This window comes from Thioalkalivibrio sulfidiphilus HL-EbGr7 (assembly GCF_000021985.1).
In the GTDB taxonomy this organism is placed as follows: Bacteria; Pseudomonadota; Gammaproteobacteria; order Ectothiorhodospirales; family Ectothiorhodospiraceae; genus Thioalkalivibrio_A; species Thioalkalivibrio_A sulfidiphilus.
Genome location: NC_011901.1, coordinates 2610980 through 2628480, shown reverse-complemented (window position 1 = coordinate 2628480; position 17501 = coordinate 2610980). Strand labels below are relative to the sequence as shown.

Genomic DNA, 17501 nt, shown 5'->3' with positions numbered 1-17501 from the left:
AAGCGCATCCAGGGGACTGTCCATGGACAGACTGCAACAGACTTCGCTTGCCCTCGGGCCAGCTTCAGGACGATTCGATTGTCACGTGGTTGAGCCGGGCCGTGCAGTGCCCAGTCTGGAAGAGGACGTGCGTGAGGGCCTGCTCTTCGCCCCGCGCAGCCTGCCGCCCAAGTATTTCTACGACGCCCGGGGCTCAGTCCTGTTCGACCGCATCTGCGAGACTCCCGAGTACTACCCCACCCGCACCGAGGATGCCCTGCTGGCCCGATGCGCTGACGCGGTCATCGCCGAGGCCAGGCCCGATCACGTCATCGAACTGGGCAGCGGTGCCTCGCGCAAGACCCGTCACCTGCTGGATGCCGTCGAGCGTGCCGGCCTGAGGCACTGCCGTTACTGGCCCTTTGATGTCTGCGAGCCCATGCTCAGGGAAGCGGGGGAGCGCCTGCTGGCGCGTCACCCCTGGTTGCGCATCGATGCCCTGGTGGGTGATTACCTGGCGGGGCTGGACGGCCTGCCGAGGCCGGAGGGCCGGCGTCTGTTCGTGTTCCTGGGCAGCACCATCGGTAACTTCGAGCCGCAGCAGGCGCGGGACTTCCTGGCGGGGCTGGCCGCCTGCATGGGGGGGCGGGACAGCCTGTTGCTGGGTGCGGACCGGGTCAAGGATCCAAGTGTGCTGGAGGCGGCCTACAACGATGCCGCCGGGATCACCGCGGACTTCAACCTCAACCTGCTACGGGTGTTGAATCGGGAGCTGGCGGCGGACTTTGAGCTGGGGGCCTTCCGGCACCGAGCCGTCTATGACCCGTCGCTGCAGCGTATTGAGATGCACCTGGTCTCCACCTGTGACCAGGTGGTGAAATTCGGGCATCTGGGGGAGAGCCTGAGGCTTGAGGCGGAGGAACCCATCCTCACCGAGATCAGCCGCAAGTTCACGCGGGGATCAGTAGATCAGCTGCTCCATGACGCTGGTTTGACGGCCTTTGCCCACCACGAACCGGAGAATGGCTACTTTTCCCTGATTCACGCACAATTGTCACGGGTCTGTCACAAACATCCGTTGTAATACCGCTGTCTCAAACATGGACAGATGCCCACAGTGATGAATGCCAAGACCGTACTGATCGTGGAAGATGAGCCGGCCATCCGTGAGATGGTGAGCTTTGCCCTGGCCCGCGCAGGATTCGAGGTGGATGAGGCGGTGGACGGGGGCGAGGCCCAGGAGCGCATCGCCAGTCGCCTGCCGGACATGATCCTGCTGGACTGGATGCTGCCCGGCACCAGCGGCATCGATCTCGCCCGGCGCCTGAAGCGTGATGAATACACCCGGGACGTGCCCATCATCATGCTCACCGCCCGGGGCGAGGAGGATGACCGTGTGGGCGGCCTGGAGGCCGGTGTCGACGACTACGTCACCAAGCCCTTCTCCCCCCGCGAGCTGGTGGCGCGCATCAAGGCGGTCATGCGCCGCACCGTGCCCGAGAATGAGGACAAGCCCCTCGAGGTGGATGGTCTGACCCTGGATCCCGGCAGTCACCGGGCCAGCGTGGATGGCAACGCACTGGAAATGGGGCCGACGGAATTCCGCCTGCTGCAGTTCTTCATGACCCACCCGGAGCGTGTGTATTCCCGCTCCCAGCTGCTGGACCGGGTATGGGGTCGCAACACCTACGTGGAGGAACGCACCGTGGACGTACACATCCTGAGGCTGCGCAAGGCCCTCGGCCCGTCCGGGCTATGACCGCTACGTGCAGACCGTGCGCGGCGCCGGGTACCGGTTCTCGTCCCGGAGTTGAGGCTTGTCGACACCCTGGTCGGTGGAGGTCTGGCGCCTGGCGGGATTCGTGCTCGCCGGCCTGCTGGTGGACTGGCTGTTCGGACTCTGGCCCTGGGGCACGCTGCTGGTCCTGGCCGCCTACATCGGCTGGCAGTTCCGGCAGCTGTACCGTTTCATCACCTGGATCCGCTACGGCAAGCGCGATGAGCCGCCCGAGGCCAGCGGGGTCTGGGGCGACCTGGTCAGCGAACACTATCGGCTCTACCAGCGCAACCGGCGCCGCAAGAAGAAGATCGCCAAATTGCTGAACCGTTTCAACGAAACCAGCGCCGCCATGCCGGACGCCACGGTGATCCTGGGCCCCCGGCTCGAGATCGAGTGGTTCAACGACGCCGCCGTGCGTCTGCTGGAGCTCAAGTCCCCGGACGACGTGGGCCGGCGCATCACCAACCTGCTGCGCCACCCGGCCTTCCTGGGCTACCTGGAGAAGGGGGATTTCACCGAGCCGGTGGAATTCCCCGCCGGTCCCGATACCGACCGCCAGCTCAGTGCCCGCATGGTGCCCTATGGCAACCGCCAGTTCCTGCTCTCGGTGCGCGACGTGACCCGAATCCATCGTCTTGAACAGATGCGCCGCGATTTCGTGGCCAACGTCTCCCACGAACTGCGCACGCCGCTGACGGTGATCGCCGGCTACCTGGAGGCGCTTGCCGAGGACGCCCAGGACGATCCGGCCCTGCTGCGGACCTACCGCTCCATGGAGGGGCAGGCCACGCGCATGCGCCAGATCATCGAGGACCTGCTCACCCTGTCGCGCCTGGAGGCCGCCGAGACACGGCCCGGGGACGGCGAGCCGGTGTCGGTGCCGGCCATGCTGGCGAGCCTGGTGGAGGATGCCCGAATCCTGGCCAGCGAGGCCAGGCTGGACATCAACCTGGAGTCCGACACCGGCCTGTGGCTCAACGGGGTGGAGCAGGAACTGCAGAGTGCCTTCTCCAACCTGGTGAGCAACGCGGTGCGCTATACCCCCGCCGGGGGCAGCATCAGCGTGCGCTGGTACGAGGACCGCAACGGCGCCCATTTCGAGGTCCAGGACACGGGCATCGGCATCGCGGCCCACCACATCCCGCGCATCACCGAGCGCTTCTACCGGGTGGAATCCGACCGTTCCCGGGCCACCGGCGGCACCGGTCTGGGCCTGGCCATCGTCAAGCACGTGCTGCAGCACCACGACGCCCGCCTGCGGGTGGAAAGCCGCCTGGGCGAGGGCAGCCGCTTCATCTGCGACTTCCCCGCCGAACGCATCATCCGCCGCGCCAACCCGGCGACCGCCCTGGCCGCCGGGGCCGAAACCGCCTCCTGATCCTGCCCGCCCATCCCGGGGCCTTCCCACGTCCATAATGTGACAGTTTTGTTACAATGCGCGCCTGATCCGCCATGCCCAGGTGCGTCCCATGCCGCCCAAGAATTTCGTCTATGACCTGTTCGGCCGCTCCCCGGTCCGTCCGCTGCAGACCCACATGGACAAGGTGCAGGCCTGCGTGGCCGAACTGCCCGTCTTCCTGGAAGCCGTGTGTGTCGCAGACTGGGCGCTGGCCGAGCGCCAGCAGCAGCTGATCGTCCGGCTGGAGAATGAGGCGGACGACCTTAAGAAGGCCCTGCGCCTGCAGCTGCCCAAGGGCATGATGCTCGCCATGTCGCGCCGCGATGTGCTGGAGGTGCTCACCGTCCAGGACCACATCGCCAACATCACCAAGGACATCGCCGGGCTGATCCTCGGCCGGCGCATGCGTTTCCCCGAGAACATGCGCGAGGACCTCAAGCACTACCTGGCGCGTAGCCTGGACGCCGTACGCCAGGCCGGGCGCATCGTCCACGAGCTGGACGAACTGGTGGAGGCCGGTTTCCGCGGCCACGAGGTGGACCTGGTCAACGACATGCTGCGGGAGCTGGACAGCATCGAGCAGGACACCGATGACGTGCAGCGGCGGGTACGGGAGACCCTGTTCGCGCAGGAGTCGCAGCTTCCGCCGGTGGACGTGATGTTCTTCTACCGGGTGATCGACGATATCGGTGATCTGGCCGACGAGGCCCAGCGGGTGGGCAGCCGCCTGCAACTGATGCTGGCCCGCTAGACCGGCAGCCTGGTCGAGGAGATCCCCATGCTGCTGGAATACGGCACCGTCTTCATCATCCTTGCCTGCGTCTTCGGCTTCTTCATGGCCTGGGGCGTGGGCGCCAACGACGTGGCCAATGCCATGGGCACCTCGGTGGGATCCCGGGCGCTGACGATCCGCCAGGCGGTGATCATCGCCGCCGTGTTCGAGTTCGCCGGCGCGTGGCTGGCGGGCGGGCAGGTCACCCAGACCATCCGCAGCGGGATGGTGGACCCCAACCTCATGGCGGGCACACCCGAACTGCTGGTGTTCGGCATGCTTGCCTCGCTGCTGGCCGCGGGCACCTGGCTGCTGATCGCCTCCCATTTCGGCTGGCCGGTCTCCACCACCCATTCCATCGTCGGCGCCATCGTTGGGTTTGCCGCCGTGGGCATCGGCGTGGAGGTGGTGGAATGGGGCAAGGTGGGGCGCATCGCCATGTCCTGGGTGGTCTCGCCCCTGCTGGCCGGCGTGATCGCCTTCGCCCTGTTCCGCAGCGTGCAGGTCCTGATCCTGGACACCCGCGAACCCCTGGCCAACGCCAAGCGCTTCGTGCCCGGCTACATCTTCCTGGCGGCCTTTGTCACCGCCCTGGTGACCCTGTTCAAGGGACTCACCCACCTGGGTCTGGAATTCACCATCCTGGAGGCCTACGTCATTGCCGCCGCCATCGGCATCGTGGTCAGCGCCTTCGGCGTGACCGCGATCCGGCGCATGCGCTTCGATCCCAGCGAGGACCGGGACTTCCATTTCACCAGCGTGGAGAAGGTGTTCGGCGTGCTGATGCTGGTCACCGCCTGCGCCATGGCCTTCGCCCACGGCTCCAACGACGTGGCCAATGCCGTGGGCCCGCTTGCCGCCGTGGTGAGCGTGGTGCAGAGCGGCGGAGTGGTGACCACCCAGGCCGCCATGCCCATCTGGATCCTGCTGCTCGGCGGACTGGGCATCGTGGTGGGCCTGGTGACCTATGGCCACAAGGTGATCGCCACCATCGGTACCGGCATCACCCAGCTCACCCCCAGCCGCGGTTTCGCCGCGACCCTGGCCGCCGCGATCACCGTGGTGATGGCCTCCGGCACCGGCTTACCCATCTCCACCACCCACACCCTGGTGGGCGGTGTGCTCGGGGTCGGTATGGCGCGGGGCATCGCGGCCATCAACCTGGGCGTGGTGCGCACCATCTTTCTGTCCTGGATCGTGACGCTGCCGGCGGGGGCGATTCTGGCGATTGTGTTCTTCTTTGGGTTGAAGGGGGCGTTTGGGTTGGCGGCGGGGTAAGCCGTTGGTTTTTTGCTGAAGGCAAAATCAAAGGCTTCCGATCCCCGTTGCACGGGGCTCGGGTTACTTTCTTTACTTGTCTAAAGAAAGTAACCAAAGAAAGGACACCCGAATTTCTCGCCCCTGCGGGGTGCCCTGCGCGCGGGGGTGTTCCGGGGAGGTCGGCTGACAGGCCGTCCCTGGCCTGGCAGCCGACGCGCCGCATCCTTGCGGCGCCCCTGACGGGCTTTAACCCCGGAACACCCCCGTGCTCGGCGAGAAAAACGGGGGGGACGTCAAAGGCAGCAACCCCCTTAACCTGGGTAGCTTGTTGTTCTTTCGTAGGAGCCCCGACCCCGGGGCGAATTTCCCATCATTCGCCCCGGGGTCGGGGCTCCCACCAGGAAAACCCAAAGCAACTCGAAGCGGTTTTGACCCGCCTCCCCCTTATGCCGCACCGAGTAGCGCAGGCTTCGAGGGAAATAGCCCGAAGGGGCGCCGCAGGGACGCGGCGCGTCGCCTGCCAGGCCAGGGACGGCCTGTCAGGCGACCCCCTCGAAGCCGAGCAACGCAGGGGACCCGCGAACAGCGGGTGCGGCATCGGGGTGTCCTTCTTTTGGTTACTTTTCTTGGACAAGCAAGAAAAGTAACCCGAGCCCCGTGCAACGGGGATCGGAAGCCTTTGATTTGGCCTTTGGCTTGGCCTTTAACTCAACTCAACACAAGTCCAAGCCCCCATCCGCTTGCCCCCACCCCACCATCCGTTGCACTGTATCCCCACACTCATCAGCACTGGCCGCCCCCATGTCCAATGACCAGAACCCCGGCCTGACCCTGATCATCGTGCGCCACAGCCAGGCCGAGGACGCCGAGCGCTTTGCCCAGACCGGGCGGCCGGACTGCGAGCGCCCGCTGACCGAGCAGGGCATCAAGCGCATGAACCGGGCGGCCAAGGGGCTGCGCAAGCTGCTGGGGGGCGCCGACCGGGTGCTGACCAGTCCCTGTGCCCGGGCCGAGCACACCGCGCGCATCCTCGCCCGGGCCCTGGACGACGGGGCGGTAGAGAGCATCGAGGTGCTGGCCCCGGGCGCCGAACCGGAGACGGTCGCGCAGGCGCTGACGGATGCCTCGGTGCAGGGGGTGGTCCTGCTGGTGGGTCACGAGCCCGACCTGTCACGCCTGATCGCCTGGCTGTGTACCGGCCGCAAGACGCCCATGGTGGACATGAAAAAGGGCGCCGCCTGCGCGGTGCATTTCGACGCGGCCGTGGACAAGGGACGCGGTACCATCCTGTGGCTCATGACACAGGCGCAATTGCGCAAGCTGTAACCTTAACTTCATCGTTGCGGATTCAATATGGAAGGCATCAACCAGCCACCGGCGTCGAGTCCTCCATGTCGAATCTTCAACCGCTTCTGGAACCACTGTTCATGTTTCGACGCCGCCTGACGCCAGAAACCGTTGCCGCCGTGGACCTGGGGTCCAACAGCTTCCACATGATCGTCGCGCGGGTGAAGGACGGTCATGTGCACATGCTCGATCGCCTGCGCGAGACCGTGCGCCTGGCGGGCGGCCTGGATGATCGCAATCAGCTCTCGGAAAAGGCCATGGAACGCGCCCTGGGCTGCCTGGAGCGCTTCGGTCAGCGGGTGCGTGATCTGCCGCCCGGCGCGGTGCGCGCGGTGGGGACCAACACCCTGCGTAAGGCGCGCAATGCGGCCGAGTTCATGGAGCGGGCCACCGAGGCGTTGGGGCACCCCATCGAGGTGATCGGCGGCCACGAGGAGGCACGCCTCATCTATCTGGGGGTCTCCCACACCCTTGCCGATGATGGCGGCCACCGCCTGGTGGTGGACATCGGCGGCGGCAGCACCGAACTCATTATCGGCGAGCGCTTCGAGCCGGTGTACGGCGAGAGCCTGTACATGGGCTGCGTGAGTTTCAGCCAGTGGTATTTCCCCGAAGGGGCGATCACGGAGACCGGCTGGCGCACCGCGGACATCGCTGCGCGACTGGAACTGCAACCGGTGGAGCGTCAGTTCCGGCGCATGGGTTGGCGCGAGGCCCTGGGTGCCTCGGGCACCCTGCTGGCGGTGGAGCGGGTGCTGCGTGAGCAGGGCTGGAGTACTGGCGGCATCACCCTGGAGGGGCTCAGGCAACTGCGCCAGGCCATGCTCAAGGCCGGTCACGTCTCGCGTCTCGAACTCAACGGCCTGAACGAGGACCGCAAGCCGGTGTTCCCCGGCGGGGTGGCGGTGATCATGGCCATCTTCGAGGCCCTGGACATCGCCAGCATGCAGGTCTCCGACGGCGCCCTGCGCGAGGGCTTGATCTATGACCTGCTCGGGCGCATCAGCCACGAGGACGTGCGCGCGCGCACCATCGAGGGCCTGATGCGCCGCTTCGGCGTGGACGAGGCCCACGCCCGCCGGGTGGAGACCACGGCGCGGCAATTGCTCGAATTCGCAGGCGAGGCCTGGAACCTGGACGAGGACGCCGCGGATACCCTGTCGTGGTCCGCGCGGCTGCATGAACTGGGTCTGGCCATCTCCCATTCCGGCTACCACAAGCACGGTGCCTACCTGCTGGAGAACGCGGACCTGGCAGGCTTCTCCCGCCAGGACCAGCGTCAGCTCGCGCTGCTGGTGCTGGCCCACCGGCGCAAGTTCCCCGCCAAGCTCATGGCCCAGGCCCTGCAGGACGAGGCCCTGGAGCGCATCACCCGCCTGGCCGTGCTGCTGCGTCTGGCGGTGCTGCTGCACCGAAGCCGGGGCGAGAATGCGCCGGCGCTGGAGAGACTCGAGGTCATGCGCAACGGTGTGAAGCTGTGCTTCCCGCCCGGCTGGCTGGAGACCCACCCCATGACCCGGGCGGACCTGGAACGGGAAAAGGGCTACCTGAAATCGGCGGGGATCAAGCTCAAGTTCGAGTGATGTCCTGAGCGGATGGCTGTGCCGCAAAGACGCACTGGCGCAGAGATCAAAGGCATTGCTCAGACAGGATTGACATGATTAACCGGATTGACGAAAACATTGCGCAACATGCGTCTTAAGAAATCATGTAAATCCTGTTAATCCTGTCCAATCCTTTCCTCTGCGCCTGCGCCTGCGCGTCTCTGCGGCGAAATGCCCTTATCCAGGTAAACCAGTGAGCTGCGCCAGCAGGTCGTTCTGCGCCGAGCGGGGTTTCTGGTTGGCGGGGGGCCTGATGCGCTTGTAGCCGCCGTCCTTCTGCAGCACCCAGGCCTGGGTGTTGTCGGTGAGATAGGCCACCAGGGATTCCTGGATCACCCGCTTGCGCAGGTTCTCTTCGGTGATGGGGAAGGCCACTTCCACGCGGCGGAAGAAGTTGCGCGGCATCCAGTCGGCGCTGGAGAGGAACAGCTCGTTGTCACCGGAATTCTCGAAATAGAACACCCGTGAGTGCTCCAGGAAGCGGCCCATCACGGAGCGCACCTGGATGTTGTCCGAGACCCCGGGTACGCCGGGGCGCAGGCTGCACACGCCGCGCACCACCAGATCCACCTTCACCCCCGCCTGGGAGGCCCGGTACAGGGCCTGGATGATGCGTGGCTCGATGAGCGAGTTCATGCGCGCCATGATGCGCGCCGGCTTGCCCGCCCGGGCATGTTCGGTTTCCCGCTCGATGCGCTCCAGCATGCCCGAGTGCAGGGTGAAGGGGGCCTGCAGCAGCTTCTTGAGCTTGGACACCTTGCCCAGGCCGGTGAGCTGCTGGAACACCTTGTGCACGTCCTCGCCGATGGTCTTGTCGGCGGTGAGCAGGCCGAAGTCGGTGTAGGCCCGGGCGGTCCCGGCGTGGTAGTTGCCGGTGCCCAGATGCACGTAGCGTACGATCTTGCCCTTCTCCCGGCGCACCACCATGGCGAGTTTGGCGTGGGTCTTGTAGCCCACCACGCCGTATACCACGTGGGCGCCGGCGTCCTGCAGGCGGTTGGCCAGCTGGATGTTGGCCTCTTCGTCAAAGCGGGCGCGCAGTTCCACCACCACCGTGACCTCCTTGCCCTCCTGGGCCGCCTCGATGAGGATGTCCACCAGCTGGGATCGCAGGCCGGTGCGGTACAGGGTCTGCTTGATGGCCAGCACGTCCGGGTCCCGGGCCGCCTGGCGCAGGAACTCCACCACCGGCATGAAGGACTGGTAGGGGTGATGCAGCAGCAGGTCGTTGTGGCGCACGGACTGGAAGACGTCCGCACCCGTGGGCAGGGAGGCGGGCAGCGACGGGGTGAAGGCCGGGAAACGCAGGTCCGGGCGCTCGACCAGGTCATGCACCGCCAGCAGGCGGTTCAGGTTCACCAGGCCGTTGACCTGGAACAGGTCCCCGGCGGCCAGCTTGAACTGGCGCAGCAGGAAGTCCGCGGTGCTGTCGGGGCAGTTGTCCGCCACCTCCAGGCGCACCGCTTCGCCGTAGTTGCGCTGGGGCAGTTCGCCCTCCAGGGCCATCAGCAGATCGTCGATCTCCTCCTCGCGCACGAACAGGTCCGAGTTGCGCGTCAGGCGGAACTGGTAGCAGCCGGTGACCTTCATGCCCTGGAACAGCTCCCCCACATGGGCGTGCAGGATGGAGGACAGGAACACGAAGTCGTAGTCGCCACGTGCGATCTCCCGAGGCACACGGATGACCCGGGGCAGGGAGCGGGGCGCCTGCACCACGGCCATGCGGCTCTCCCGCCCGAAGGCATCCTTGCCCTCCAGGGTGACGATGAAGTTCAGGCTCTTGTTGAGGATGCGCGGGAACGGGTGCGCCGGATCGAGGCCCAGTGGCGAGAGCACCGGCAGCAGCTCCTGGGTGAAAAACTCGCGGACCCAGTTGGCCTGGACCTCGTTCCAGTGGGTGCGGCGCAGGAAGCGTACGCCTTGCACCTCGAGCGCCGGAATGAGGATGTCGTTCAGGGTCCGGTACTGGTCGGCCACCAGTTCGTGCGCCCGGGCGCTGACCCGGGTGAGCTGTTCGGTGGCCGAGAGCCCGTCAGGCCCAGGGGTGTTCACGCCCAGCTGGACCTGCTGCTTGAGGCCCGCGACGCGCACCTCGAAGAACTCGTCCAGGTTGGTGCTGGAGATGCATAGGAATCGCAGCCGCTCCAGGAGGGGGATGGAATCATCCTTCGCCAGGTCCAGCACCCGGGCGTTGAACTCCAGCAGACTCAGTTCACGGTTGAGGAACAGCTCGGGATTGGCGAGATCGATGTCGTTCATGGCACCGGGCGCAGGCGTGGACGGGGTTCACGAAAGCTTAATAGTGCCACATGACGGGGTTGTGAATCCTGGAAAGGCCCTGCCGCAGAGACGCAAAGGCGCGGAGCAAAGGATTGGACAGGATTAACATGATTGACATGATTTCTTATGGCGCGTATTGGGCTATGTGTTCGTCAATCCTGTTAATCATGTAAATCCTGTCAGAACAATGCCTTTAATCTCTGCGCCTGTGCGTCTCTGCGGCAAGCCCTGAAAATCAGGCCATGAGAAATTCCAGCAGGGCCTTCTGGGCGTGCAGGCGGTTTTCCGCCTCGTCCCAGACTACGCTCTGGGGGCCTTCCAGCACCTCGGTGGAGACCTCTTCCTCCCGGTGGGCGGGCAGGCAGTGCATGAACAGGGCGTCGGGCCTGGCGAGCGCCATGAGTGCGCCGTTGACCACGTAGCGGGCGAAGGCCTGGCGGCGCTGGCTCTGTTCGTCCTCCTGGCCCATGCTGGCCCAGACATCGGTGACCACCAGGTCCGCGCCCCTGGCCGCCTCCCGAGGATCGCGAATGATGCGTGCACAGTCGCCGGCCTGCTGCATCAGGTCCGGGTCCGGGTCATAGCCTTCGGGGCAGGCGATGTGCAGGGTGAAGCCCAGGCGCTGGGCGGCGGTGATGTAGCTGTTGCACATGTTGTTGCCATCGCCCACGTAGCAGACCGTGCGCCCGGCGATGTCGCCCCGGTGCTCGAACCAGGTCTGCATGTCGGCGAGCAGCTGGCAGGGGTGTTCCAGGTCCGTGAGGCCGTTGATCACCGGCACCCGGGAATGGGCGGCGAAGCGCTCGATCTTCTCGTGTTCGAAGGTGCGGATCATCACCCCGTCCACCATGCGCGACAGCACCCGGGCGCTGTCCTCGATGGGCTCGCCGCGGCCCAGCTGGGTGTCCCGGGGAGACAGGAACAGGGCGTGGCCGCCCAGCTGGATCATGCCCACCTCGAAGGACACCCGGGTGCGGGTGGAGGACTTCTCGAAGATCATGCCCAGGGTCTTGCCCTTGAGGGGGGTGTGCTCGACGCCCTCGTAGTGCATGCGCTTGAGTTCCGTGGCGCGGGCGATGAGGCCGCGCAGTTCTTCGGTGGTGAGATCCAGCAGGGACAGAAAGTGACGCACGCTCATGGGGCCTCCGGTTGACTTCAGGCCGGGGTGGCAGTGTAGGACTGCACGAGTTCGGTGAGTTGATCGAGCAGCTGATCCGCTTCCGTGTCGCTGATGATCAGCGGCGGCAGCAGACGGATCACCCGCTCGGCGGTGACGTTGATGAGTAGCCCCGCCTGCAGGGCCTTGCCTACCAGTTCGGCGCAGGGACGATCCAGCTCAATGCCGATCATGAGCCCGCGGCCGCGGATCTCGCGCACGGCGGCATGATTGCCCAGGCGCTGCCGGAAACCGGCCAGCAGGTATTCGCCCATGTGCGCGGCCTTGCCCGGCAGGTCTTGCTTGTCCATGGTCTCCAGCACCGCGAGGGCGGCGCGGCACACCAGCGGGTTGCCGCCGAAGGTGGTGCCGTGGCTGCCGGGGGTGAACAGGGAGGCGGCCTTGCCCCGGGCAAGCGATGCGCCGATGGGCACGCCGTTGCCCAGTCCCTTGGCCAGGGACAGCACGTCGGGCAGCACGCCTTCGTGCTGGTAGGCGAACCAGCGCCCGGTGCGGCCGATGCCCGCCTGGATCTCGTCCAGCATCATCAGCCAGTCGTGCCGGTCGCACAATTCGCGGATGCCCTGCAGATAGCCCGCCGGAGGCACGCGGATGCCGCCCTCGCCGGTAATGGGTTCCACCAGTACCGCCACCACGTCCGGGTTGCCGGCGTGTTGCTCGATGGCGGCCAGATCCCCGTAGGGCACCCGCAGGAAACCGGACACCAGGGGCTCGAAGCCCTTCTGGATCTTCGCGTTGCCGGTGGCGGTCAGGGTGGCCATGGTGCGGCCGTGGAAGCTGCCTTCCATGACGATCACCGTGGGATTGGCAATGCCACGGGCATGGCCGTGCAGGCGCGAAAGCTTGATGGCCGCCTCGTTGGCCTCGGCGCCGGAATTGCAGAAGAATGCCCGCTCCATACCGGACAGCGCGCACAGGCGCTCGGCCAGCTGCTCCTGCAGGGGGATGCGGTAGATGTTGGAGGTGTGGATCAGGGTGTTGGCCTGATCGCACAGGGCGCGGGCCACCGCCGGGTGGGCGTGGCCCAGGCCGCAGACCGCGATGCCCGAGAGGGCATCCAGGTAGCGACGGCCCTCGGTGTCCCACAGCCACACGCCTTCCCCGCGCTCGAAGGCGACGGGCTGGCGACCATAGTTGTGCATCAGGGCGTCCGACATGGCGATATCCGGGAAAGTGGTGTCCAAAAAACGCAAAACGGCAGCGATATAGAGCTGCCGCGTCGGGTTCATTATACGCGTGGGGGCGCGGCGTTCAATTCTTGTCTGGCGTGTTGGAAAGCGGACCGCGAAGGACGCCAAGGCATGCGCCAAGGTCGCAAAGGAAACCCTGCAAGCTGAAAAGAACCTTCGTGCCCTTCGCGCCTATCTTGGCGTCCTTCGCGGTCCGCTTTGGGGCCAAAAAAAACCGGCAGGAGTTCCCCCCCTGCCGGTTTTCTGTCAGCCCCCGGAAGGGGCCGGGGTACTTCAGGCGTAGTTCTTGGCCACGAAGTCCCAGTTCACCACGTTCCAGAACGCCTCCAGGTACTTGGGGCGGGCGTTGCGGTAGTCGATGTAGTAGGCGTGCTCCCACACATCGGCGGTCATCAGGGGCTTCTTGTCGGTGGTCAGCGGGGTGGCGGCGTTGCTGGTGTTGACGATCTCCACGCTGCCGTCGGCATTCTTCACCAGCCAGGTCCAGCCGGAACCGAAATTGCCGGCGCCGGAGGCGGCGAACTTCTCCTTGAACTCGGCGAAGGAGCCGAAGGCCTTGTTGATGGCATCGGCCAGGGCGCCGGTGGGCTCACCGCCGCCGTTGGGGCCCATGCAGTTGAAGTAGAAGGTGTGGTTCCACACCTGGGCGGCGTTGTTGAAGATGCCGCCGGCGGGGGCCTTCTTCACGATGTCCTCCAGGGACATGTTCTCGAACTCGGTGCCCACGATCAGCTTGTTCAGGTTGGTCACGTAGGTGGCGTGGTGCTTGTCGTGGTGGAACTCCAGGGTCTCCGCGGAGATGTGCGGGGCCAGGGCGTCCTTGGCATAGGGCAGGGCAGGCAGTTCGTGGGCCATGAGTGTTCTCCTGTTCTTCTTGAGTGAATGTCAGGCCTTGCGAAGGTTGAAGGCCCGAAGTGAATCCTGAGGAAAGTCGTTAAGATTAGGGCAGGGCCTCCCGCCAATGCAATAATGTCCACTCTGCATACCGTTGAATGCTGCCATGCTCGATCCTGTTGAACTCAGCCTGTTCGCCAGCCGGGTGGACTCCATCTGCGGCGAGATGGGCGTGCAGCTGGCCCAGGCGGCCTTCTCGCCCAACATCCGCGACCGGCTGGATTTCTCCTGCGCCCTGTTCGACGCAGACGGCGGGCTGTGCGCCCAGGCGGCCCACATCCCGGTGCACCTGGGTAGCATGGCCTATGCCATGGCCGACATCGTCGCGGGGCTTGAATGGGCGCCGGGCGACATGGTGATGCTCAACGATCCCTTCCTGGGCGGCACCCACCTGCCGGATGTGACCGTGGTGGCGCCCCTGTTCGCGGGGGATGCACTGGTGGCCTTCGTGGCCAACCGTGCCCACCACGCGGACATCGGCGGCGAGGCGCCGGGTTCCATGCCCCTGTCCCGCAGCCTGATGGAGGAGGGTATCCTGATCCCGCCCGGGCACATCGTGCGGGGCGGTGCGCTGAACCGGGCACGGCTCGCCGAGATCACCGCCGCCACCCGCAATCCCCGGGACGCAGAGGGGGATTTCGCCGCCCAGATCAGTGCCAACCGCCGGGGTCTGGAACGCCTCGCTGCCCTGGTCGAGTCCCTGGGTGTAGAAGCTTGGTCGCAGGCCGTGTCTCAGCTCAACGACTACGGCGCGCGCCTGGCACGCAGCGCCCTGGCGGCCATCCCCGAGGGTCGCTTCGAGTTCGAGGATTGCATGGACGACGACGGACTCGGTCACGCGGACATCCCCATCCGGGTGGCCATCGAGCGTCACGGCGAGGACCTGCGGGTGGACTTCACCGGCACCGCGCCCCAGGTCCAGGGCAACATCAACTGCCCCCTGTCGGTGACCGCCGCCGGCGTGTTCTATGCCCTGCGCTGCCTCATGCCGCCCCAGACCCCCGCCTGCGCCGGCACCTTCAGCCCCATCCATCTTTCGGTTCCCGAGGGCAGCTTGCTCAACGCCCTGCGACCTGCGGCGGTGGCGGCCGGCAACGTGGAGACCAGCACCCGGGTGGTGGACGTGGTGCTCGGCGCGCTGGCACACGCCCTGCCGGATCGCATCCCCGCCGCCAGTCACGGCAGCATGAACAACGTCGCCATGGGTTATGGCGGCAAGCATCCCTGGGGTTACTACGAGACCCTGGGCGGCGGCATGGGCGCCGGCCGCAACGGCGGCGGACTGTCCGCCGTGCAGACCCACATGACCAACACCCGCAACACGCCCATCGAGGTGCTGGAGAGCCGCTACCCGTTACGGGTGCGCCGCTACGCCCTTAGACGCTGCTCCGGCGGGCAGGGCGCCCGTCCCGGCGGTGACGGCCTGATCCGCAGCTACGAGTTCCTGGCCCCCGCCCACGTGACCCTGCTCACCGAGCGCCGCCGCCACGCCCCCTGGGGCCTCGACGGCGGTGGTGACGGAGCGCCCGGCATCAACCGCCTCAACGACGAGATCCTCCCCGGCAAGGTCAGCCGCGAAGTGCAGCCAGGCGACGTGCTCACCATCGAGACCCCGGGTGGGGGTGCCTTTGGCACAGTGGCTAGTGGCAAGTAGCAAGTGGCTAGGAAAACCGGTGTTAGAATGCTTAGGCAGGTGATGCCGTCATCCATCGAGATGTGAGCGGCAGCCACTGCGCACTTCCTTGCCACTCGCCACTTGAGACTAGCCACTGCCCTTATGTGCGGCATCTGCGGTGAACTGAATTTCCACGGCGCGCTCCCCGAGCTCTCCTCCATCCGGCGCATGCTGGACAGGCTGGAGCGGCGCGGTCCCGACCACGAAGGCATGTGGAGCGACGGCTCGCTCGCCTTCGGCCACCGGCGCCTGTCCATCCTCGATCTCTCCGAACGTGCCCATCAGCCCATGCTGGATCCGGGGCTCGGCTATGCGGTGGTGTTCAACGGCACGATCTACAACTTCCGGGATCTGCGTGCGCAGCTGGAGGCGCGCGGGCACCAGTTCTTCTCCACCGGCGACACCGAGGTGATCCTCAAGGCCTACGCCGAGTGGGGCGGGGACTGCGTGCGTCACTTCAAGGGCATGTTCGCCATCGCCCTGTGGGACCTGCGCAACCGGCGCCTGTTCCTGGCCCGGGACCGCATGGGCATCAAGCCCCTCTACTACACCCAGGACGCCCAGCGCCTGCGCTTTGCCTCCAACAGCCAGGCCCTGCTGGCCGCCGGCGGCGTGGACACGGCCATCGACCCGGTGGCCCTGCATCACCACTTCACCCTGCACGCGGTGGTGCCCGCGCCGCGCACCCTGTTCAAGGGCATCCGCAAGCTGCCGCCGGCCCACACCCTGACCATCGAGGCCGACGGCCGCAGCCACCTGACCCGTTACTGGCACCTGGATGCCGTGCGCCCTTCAGAGCCGCGCAGCGAGCAGGAATGGATCGATGCCATCCACGAGAGCCTGCGCCTGGCGGTGAAGCGCCGGTTGGAGATCGCCGACGTGCCCGTGGGCGTGCTGCTCTCAGGCGGGCTGGACTCCAGCCTGCTGGTGGCGCTGCTGGCCGAGAGCGGCGTGCAGGGCCTGAAGACCTTCACCGTGGGCTTCGAGGACCAGCCCGAGGAGAAGGGCAGCGAGTTCGAGTATTCCGACCCGGTGGCCGAGCGCTACGCCACCGAGCATCACCGCTTCCACGTGCCCAACGCCGAGGTGCTCACCCGCCTGCCCGAGGCGGTGGACGCCATGGCCGAGCCCATGGTGGGCCAGGACGCGGTGGCCTTCTACCTGCTCTCGGAGCAGGTCTCCAGGCACGTCAAGGTGGTGCAGTCGGGGCAGGGTGCGGACGAGGTCTTCGGCGGCTATTTCTGGTATCCGCGCATGGCCGGGGAGACCGAGGGCAGCCGGGTGGAGCGTTTCCGCAAACACTACTTCGACCGGGACCACGACGAGTTCGCGCGCATGATCGACCCGGCCCTGGTGGACGGGGACCATACCGCCGCGCTGATCGGCGAGCTGCTGGACGCCCCGGGCGCGGACACCATGCTGGACGCGGTGCTGCGCCTGGACGTGACCACCCTGATCGTGGACGACCCGGTCAAACGGGTGGACAACATGACCATGGCCTGGGGCCTGGAGGCCCGGGTGCCGTTCCTGGACCACGAACTGGTGGAGCTGGCCGCCGCCATGCCGCCGGAGCTGAAACTCCAGGAGGGCGGCAAGTACGCCCTGCGCAAAATAGCCCGCGGCCGCCTGCCCGATGCGGTGATCGACCGGCCCAAGGGCTATTTCCCGGTGCCGGCCCTGAAATACGTGCGCGGCGAGTTCCTGGACTTCATGCGCGACATCCTGGATTCCCTCGCCTGCCGGGAGCGGGGCCTGTACCAGCGGGATTACGTGGAGAGGCTGCTCAAGGCCCCCGAGCAGCACCTTACCCGCATCCAGGGCAGCAAGCTCTGGCACCTGGCCCTGCTGGAGTTCTGGCTGCAGCGCAACGTGGACGGGCGGTGAGTCATCTGCCGCCGAGCGGGGCGATGGAATGGACAGGATTTGTCAGGACTCAGGATCGCGACATAAAGCTTTTTGACAGGATTAACATGATTAACATGATTAACAGGGTTTAAGGCGGCTTAAATCCTGTTAATCATGTTAATCCTGTCAGATCCTTTATCTTTGGCCCTTTTCTACAAGTCCTGAAAAATCCTGTCCATTCATTTCTCTGCGCCTCTGCGGCAGATTGCCCCACAGCCGGGCCGTTTATTTGCCGGGGG

General features: G+C 66.1%; 12 protein-coding genes and 1 pseudogene. 9 read left to right on the top strand and 4 right to left on the bottom strand.

The genetic code is table 11. The features are described from left to right. Positions 1-22: 22 nt before the first annotated feature. The 7 genes and pseudogenes from egtD to ppx all read left to right on the top strand — a co-directional run bounded on the left by egtD (position 23) and on the right by ppx (position 8120). Positions 23-1063: an L-histidine N(alpha)-methyltransferase gene (gene egtD, locus TGR7_RS12430; protein ID WP_012639026.1), complete on the top strand. Its 1041-nt coding sequence runs from the start codon at positions 23-25 to the stop codon at positions 1061-1063. Between the two features lie 36 nt (positions 1064-1099). Beyond that, a pseudogene (gene phoB, locus TGR7_RS12425) lies at positions 1100-1793 on the top strand (phosphate regulon transcriptional regulator PhoB). A 3-nt stretch (positions 1794-1796) separates the two neighbouring features. Beyond that, a complete protein-coding gene (gene phoR, locus TGR7_RS12420; protein WP_012639024.1) occupies positions 1797-3137 on the top strand; it encodes a phosphate regulon sensor histidine kinase PhoR in 1341 nt (446 codons plus the stop codon). A gap of 91 nt (positions 3138-3228) precedes the next feature. After that, on the top strand, positions 3229-3909 hold the full coding sequence (locus TGR7_RS12415; protein WP_012639023.1) for a TIGR00153 family protein: 681 nt from the start codon (positions 3229-3231) through the stop codon (positions 3907-3909). A 33-nt stretch (positions 3910-3942) separates the two neighbouring features. Next, positions 3943-5208 (top strand): inorganic phosphate transporter, encoded by a 1266-nt coding sequence (locus tag TGR7_RS12410; protein ID WP_041443049.1) that lies wholly within the window; start codon positions 3943-3945, stop codon positions 5206-5208. Between the two features lie 783 nt (positions 5209-5991). Next, on the top strand, positions 5992-6516 hold the full coding sequence (sixA, locus tag TGR7_RS12400; RefSeq protein WP_012639021.1) for a phosphohistidine phosphatase SixA: 525 nt from the start codon (positions 5992-5994) through the stop codon (positions 6514-6516). A 101-nt stretch (positions 6517-6617) separates the two neighbouring features. Further along, positions 6618-8120, top strand: coding sequence for an exopolyphosphatase (gene ppx / locus TGR7_RS12395; RefSeq protein WP_012639020.1), 1503 nt, complete (start codon positions 6618-6620; stop codon positions 8118-8120). Between the two features lie 198 nt (positions 8121-8318). On the opposite strand, the gene ppk1 is transcribed toward ppx, so the two are convergent. The 4 genes from ppk1 to TGR7_RS12375 all read right to left on the bottom strand — a co-directional run bounded on the left by ppk1 (position 8319) and on the right by TGR7_RS12375 (position 13643). Next, on the bottom strand, positions 8319-10400 hold the full coding sequence (ppk1, locus tag TGR7_RS12390; RefSeq protein ID WP_012639019.1) for a polyphosphate kinase 1: 2082 nt from the start codon (positions 10398-10400) through the stop codon (positions 8319-8321). A gap of 256 nt (positions 10401-10656) precedes the next feature. Then, on the bottom strand, positions 10657-11559 hold the full coding sequence (gene argF, locus TGR7_RS12385; protein ID WP_012639018.1) for an ornithine carbamoyltransferase: 903 nt from the start codon (positions 11557-11559) through the stop codon (positions 10657-10659). A gap of 17 nt (positions 11560-11576) precedes the next feature. Beyond that, positions 11577-12755 (bottom strand): acetylornithine transaminase, encoded by a 1179-nt coding sequence (locus TGR7_RS12380; RefSeq protein ID WP_012639017.1) that lies wholly within the window; start codon positions 12753-12755, stop codon positions 11577-11579. A gap of 306 nt (positions 12756-13061) precedes the next feature. Then, on the bottom strand, positions 13062-13643 hold the full coding sequence (locus tag TGR7_RS12375; RefSeq protein ID WP_012639016.1) for a superoxide dismutase: 582 nt from the start codon (positions 13641-13643) through the stop codon (positions 13062-13064). A 145-nt stretch (positions 13644-13788) separates the two neighbouring features. Between TGR7_RS12375 and TGR7_RS12370 the strand changes: the two genes are divergently transcribed. Both TGR7_RS12370 and TGR7_RS12365 read left to right on the top strand, forming a co-directional pair. Then, a complete protein-coding gene (locus tag TGR7_RS12370; protein ID WP_012639015.1) occupies positions 13789-15336 on the top strand; it encodes a hydantoinase B/oxoprolinase family protein in 1548 nt (515 codons plus the stop codon). Between the two features lie 123 nt (positions 15337-15459). Then, positions 15460-17241, top strand: coding sequence for an N-acetylglutaminylglutamine amidotransferase (locus TGR7_RS12365; protein WP_012639014.1), 1782 nt, complete (start codon positions 15460-15462; stop codon positions 17239-17241). The last annotated feature ends 260 nt before the right edge of the window (positions 17242-17501 follow it).

Bases quoted from the DNA above. Each gene is read 5' to 3' on its own strand.
- egtD (WP_012639026.1), top strand. From the start codon at position 23: ATGGACAGACTGCAACAGACTTCGCTTGCCCTCGGGCCAGCTTCAGGA.
- TGR7_RS12380 (WP_012639017.1), bottom strand. From the start codon at position 12,755: ATGTCGGACGCCCTGATGCACAACTATGGTCGCCAGCCCGTCGCCTTC.
- TGR7_RS12375 (WP_012639016.1), bottom strand. From the start codon at position 13,643: ATGGCCCACGAACTGCCTGCCCTGCCCTATGCCAAGGACGCCCTGGCC.
- TGR7_RS12365 (WP_012639014.1), top strand. From the start codon at position 15,460: ATGTGCGGCATCTGCGGTGAACTGAATTTCCACGGCGCGCTCCCCGAG.
- sixA (WP_012639021.1), top strand. From the start codon at position 5,992: ATGTCCAATGACCAGAACCCCGGCCTGACCCTGATCATCGTGCGCCAC.
- TGR7_RS12415 (WP_012639023.1), top strand. From the start codon at position 3,229: ATGCCGCCCAAGAATTTCGTCTATGACCTGTTCGGCCGCTCCCCGGTC.
- ppk1 (WP_012639019.1), bottom strand. From the start codon at position 10,400: ATGAACGACATCGATCTCGCCAATCCCGAGCTGTTCCTCAACCGTGAA.
- argF (WP_012639018.1), bottom strand. From the start codon at position 11,559: ATGAGCGTGCGTCACTTTCTGTCCCTGCTGGATCTCACCACCGAAGAA.
- TGR7_RS12370 (WP_012639015.1), top strand. From the start codon at position 13,789: ATGCTCGATCCTGTTGAACTCAGCCTGTTCGCCAGCCGGGTGGACTCC.
- ppx (WP_012639020.1), top strand. From the start codon at position 6,618: ATGTTTCGACGCCGCCTGACGCCAGAAACCGTTGCCGCCGTGGACCTG.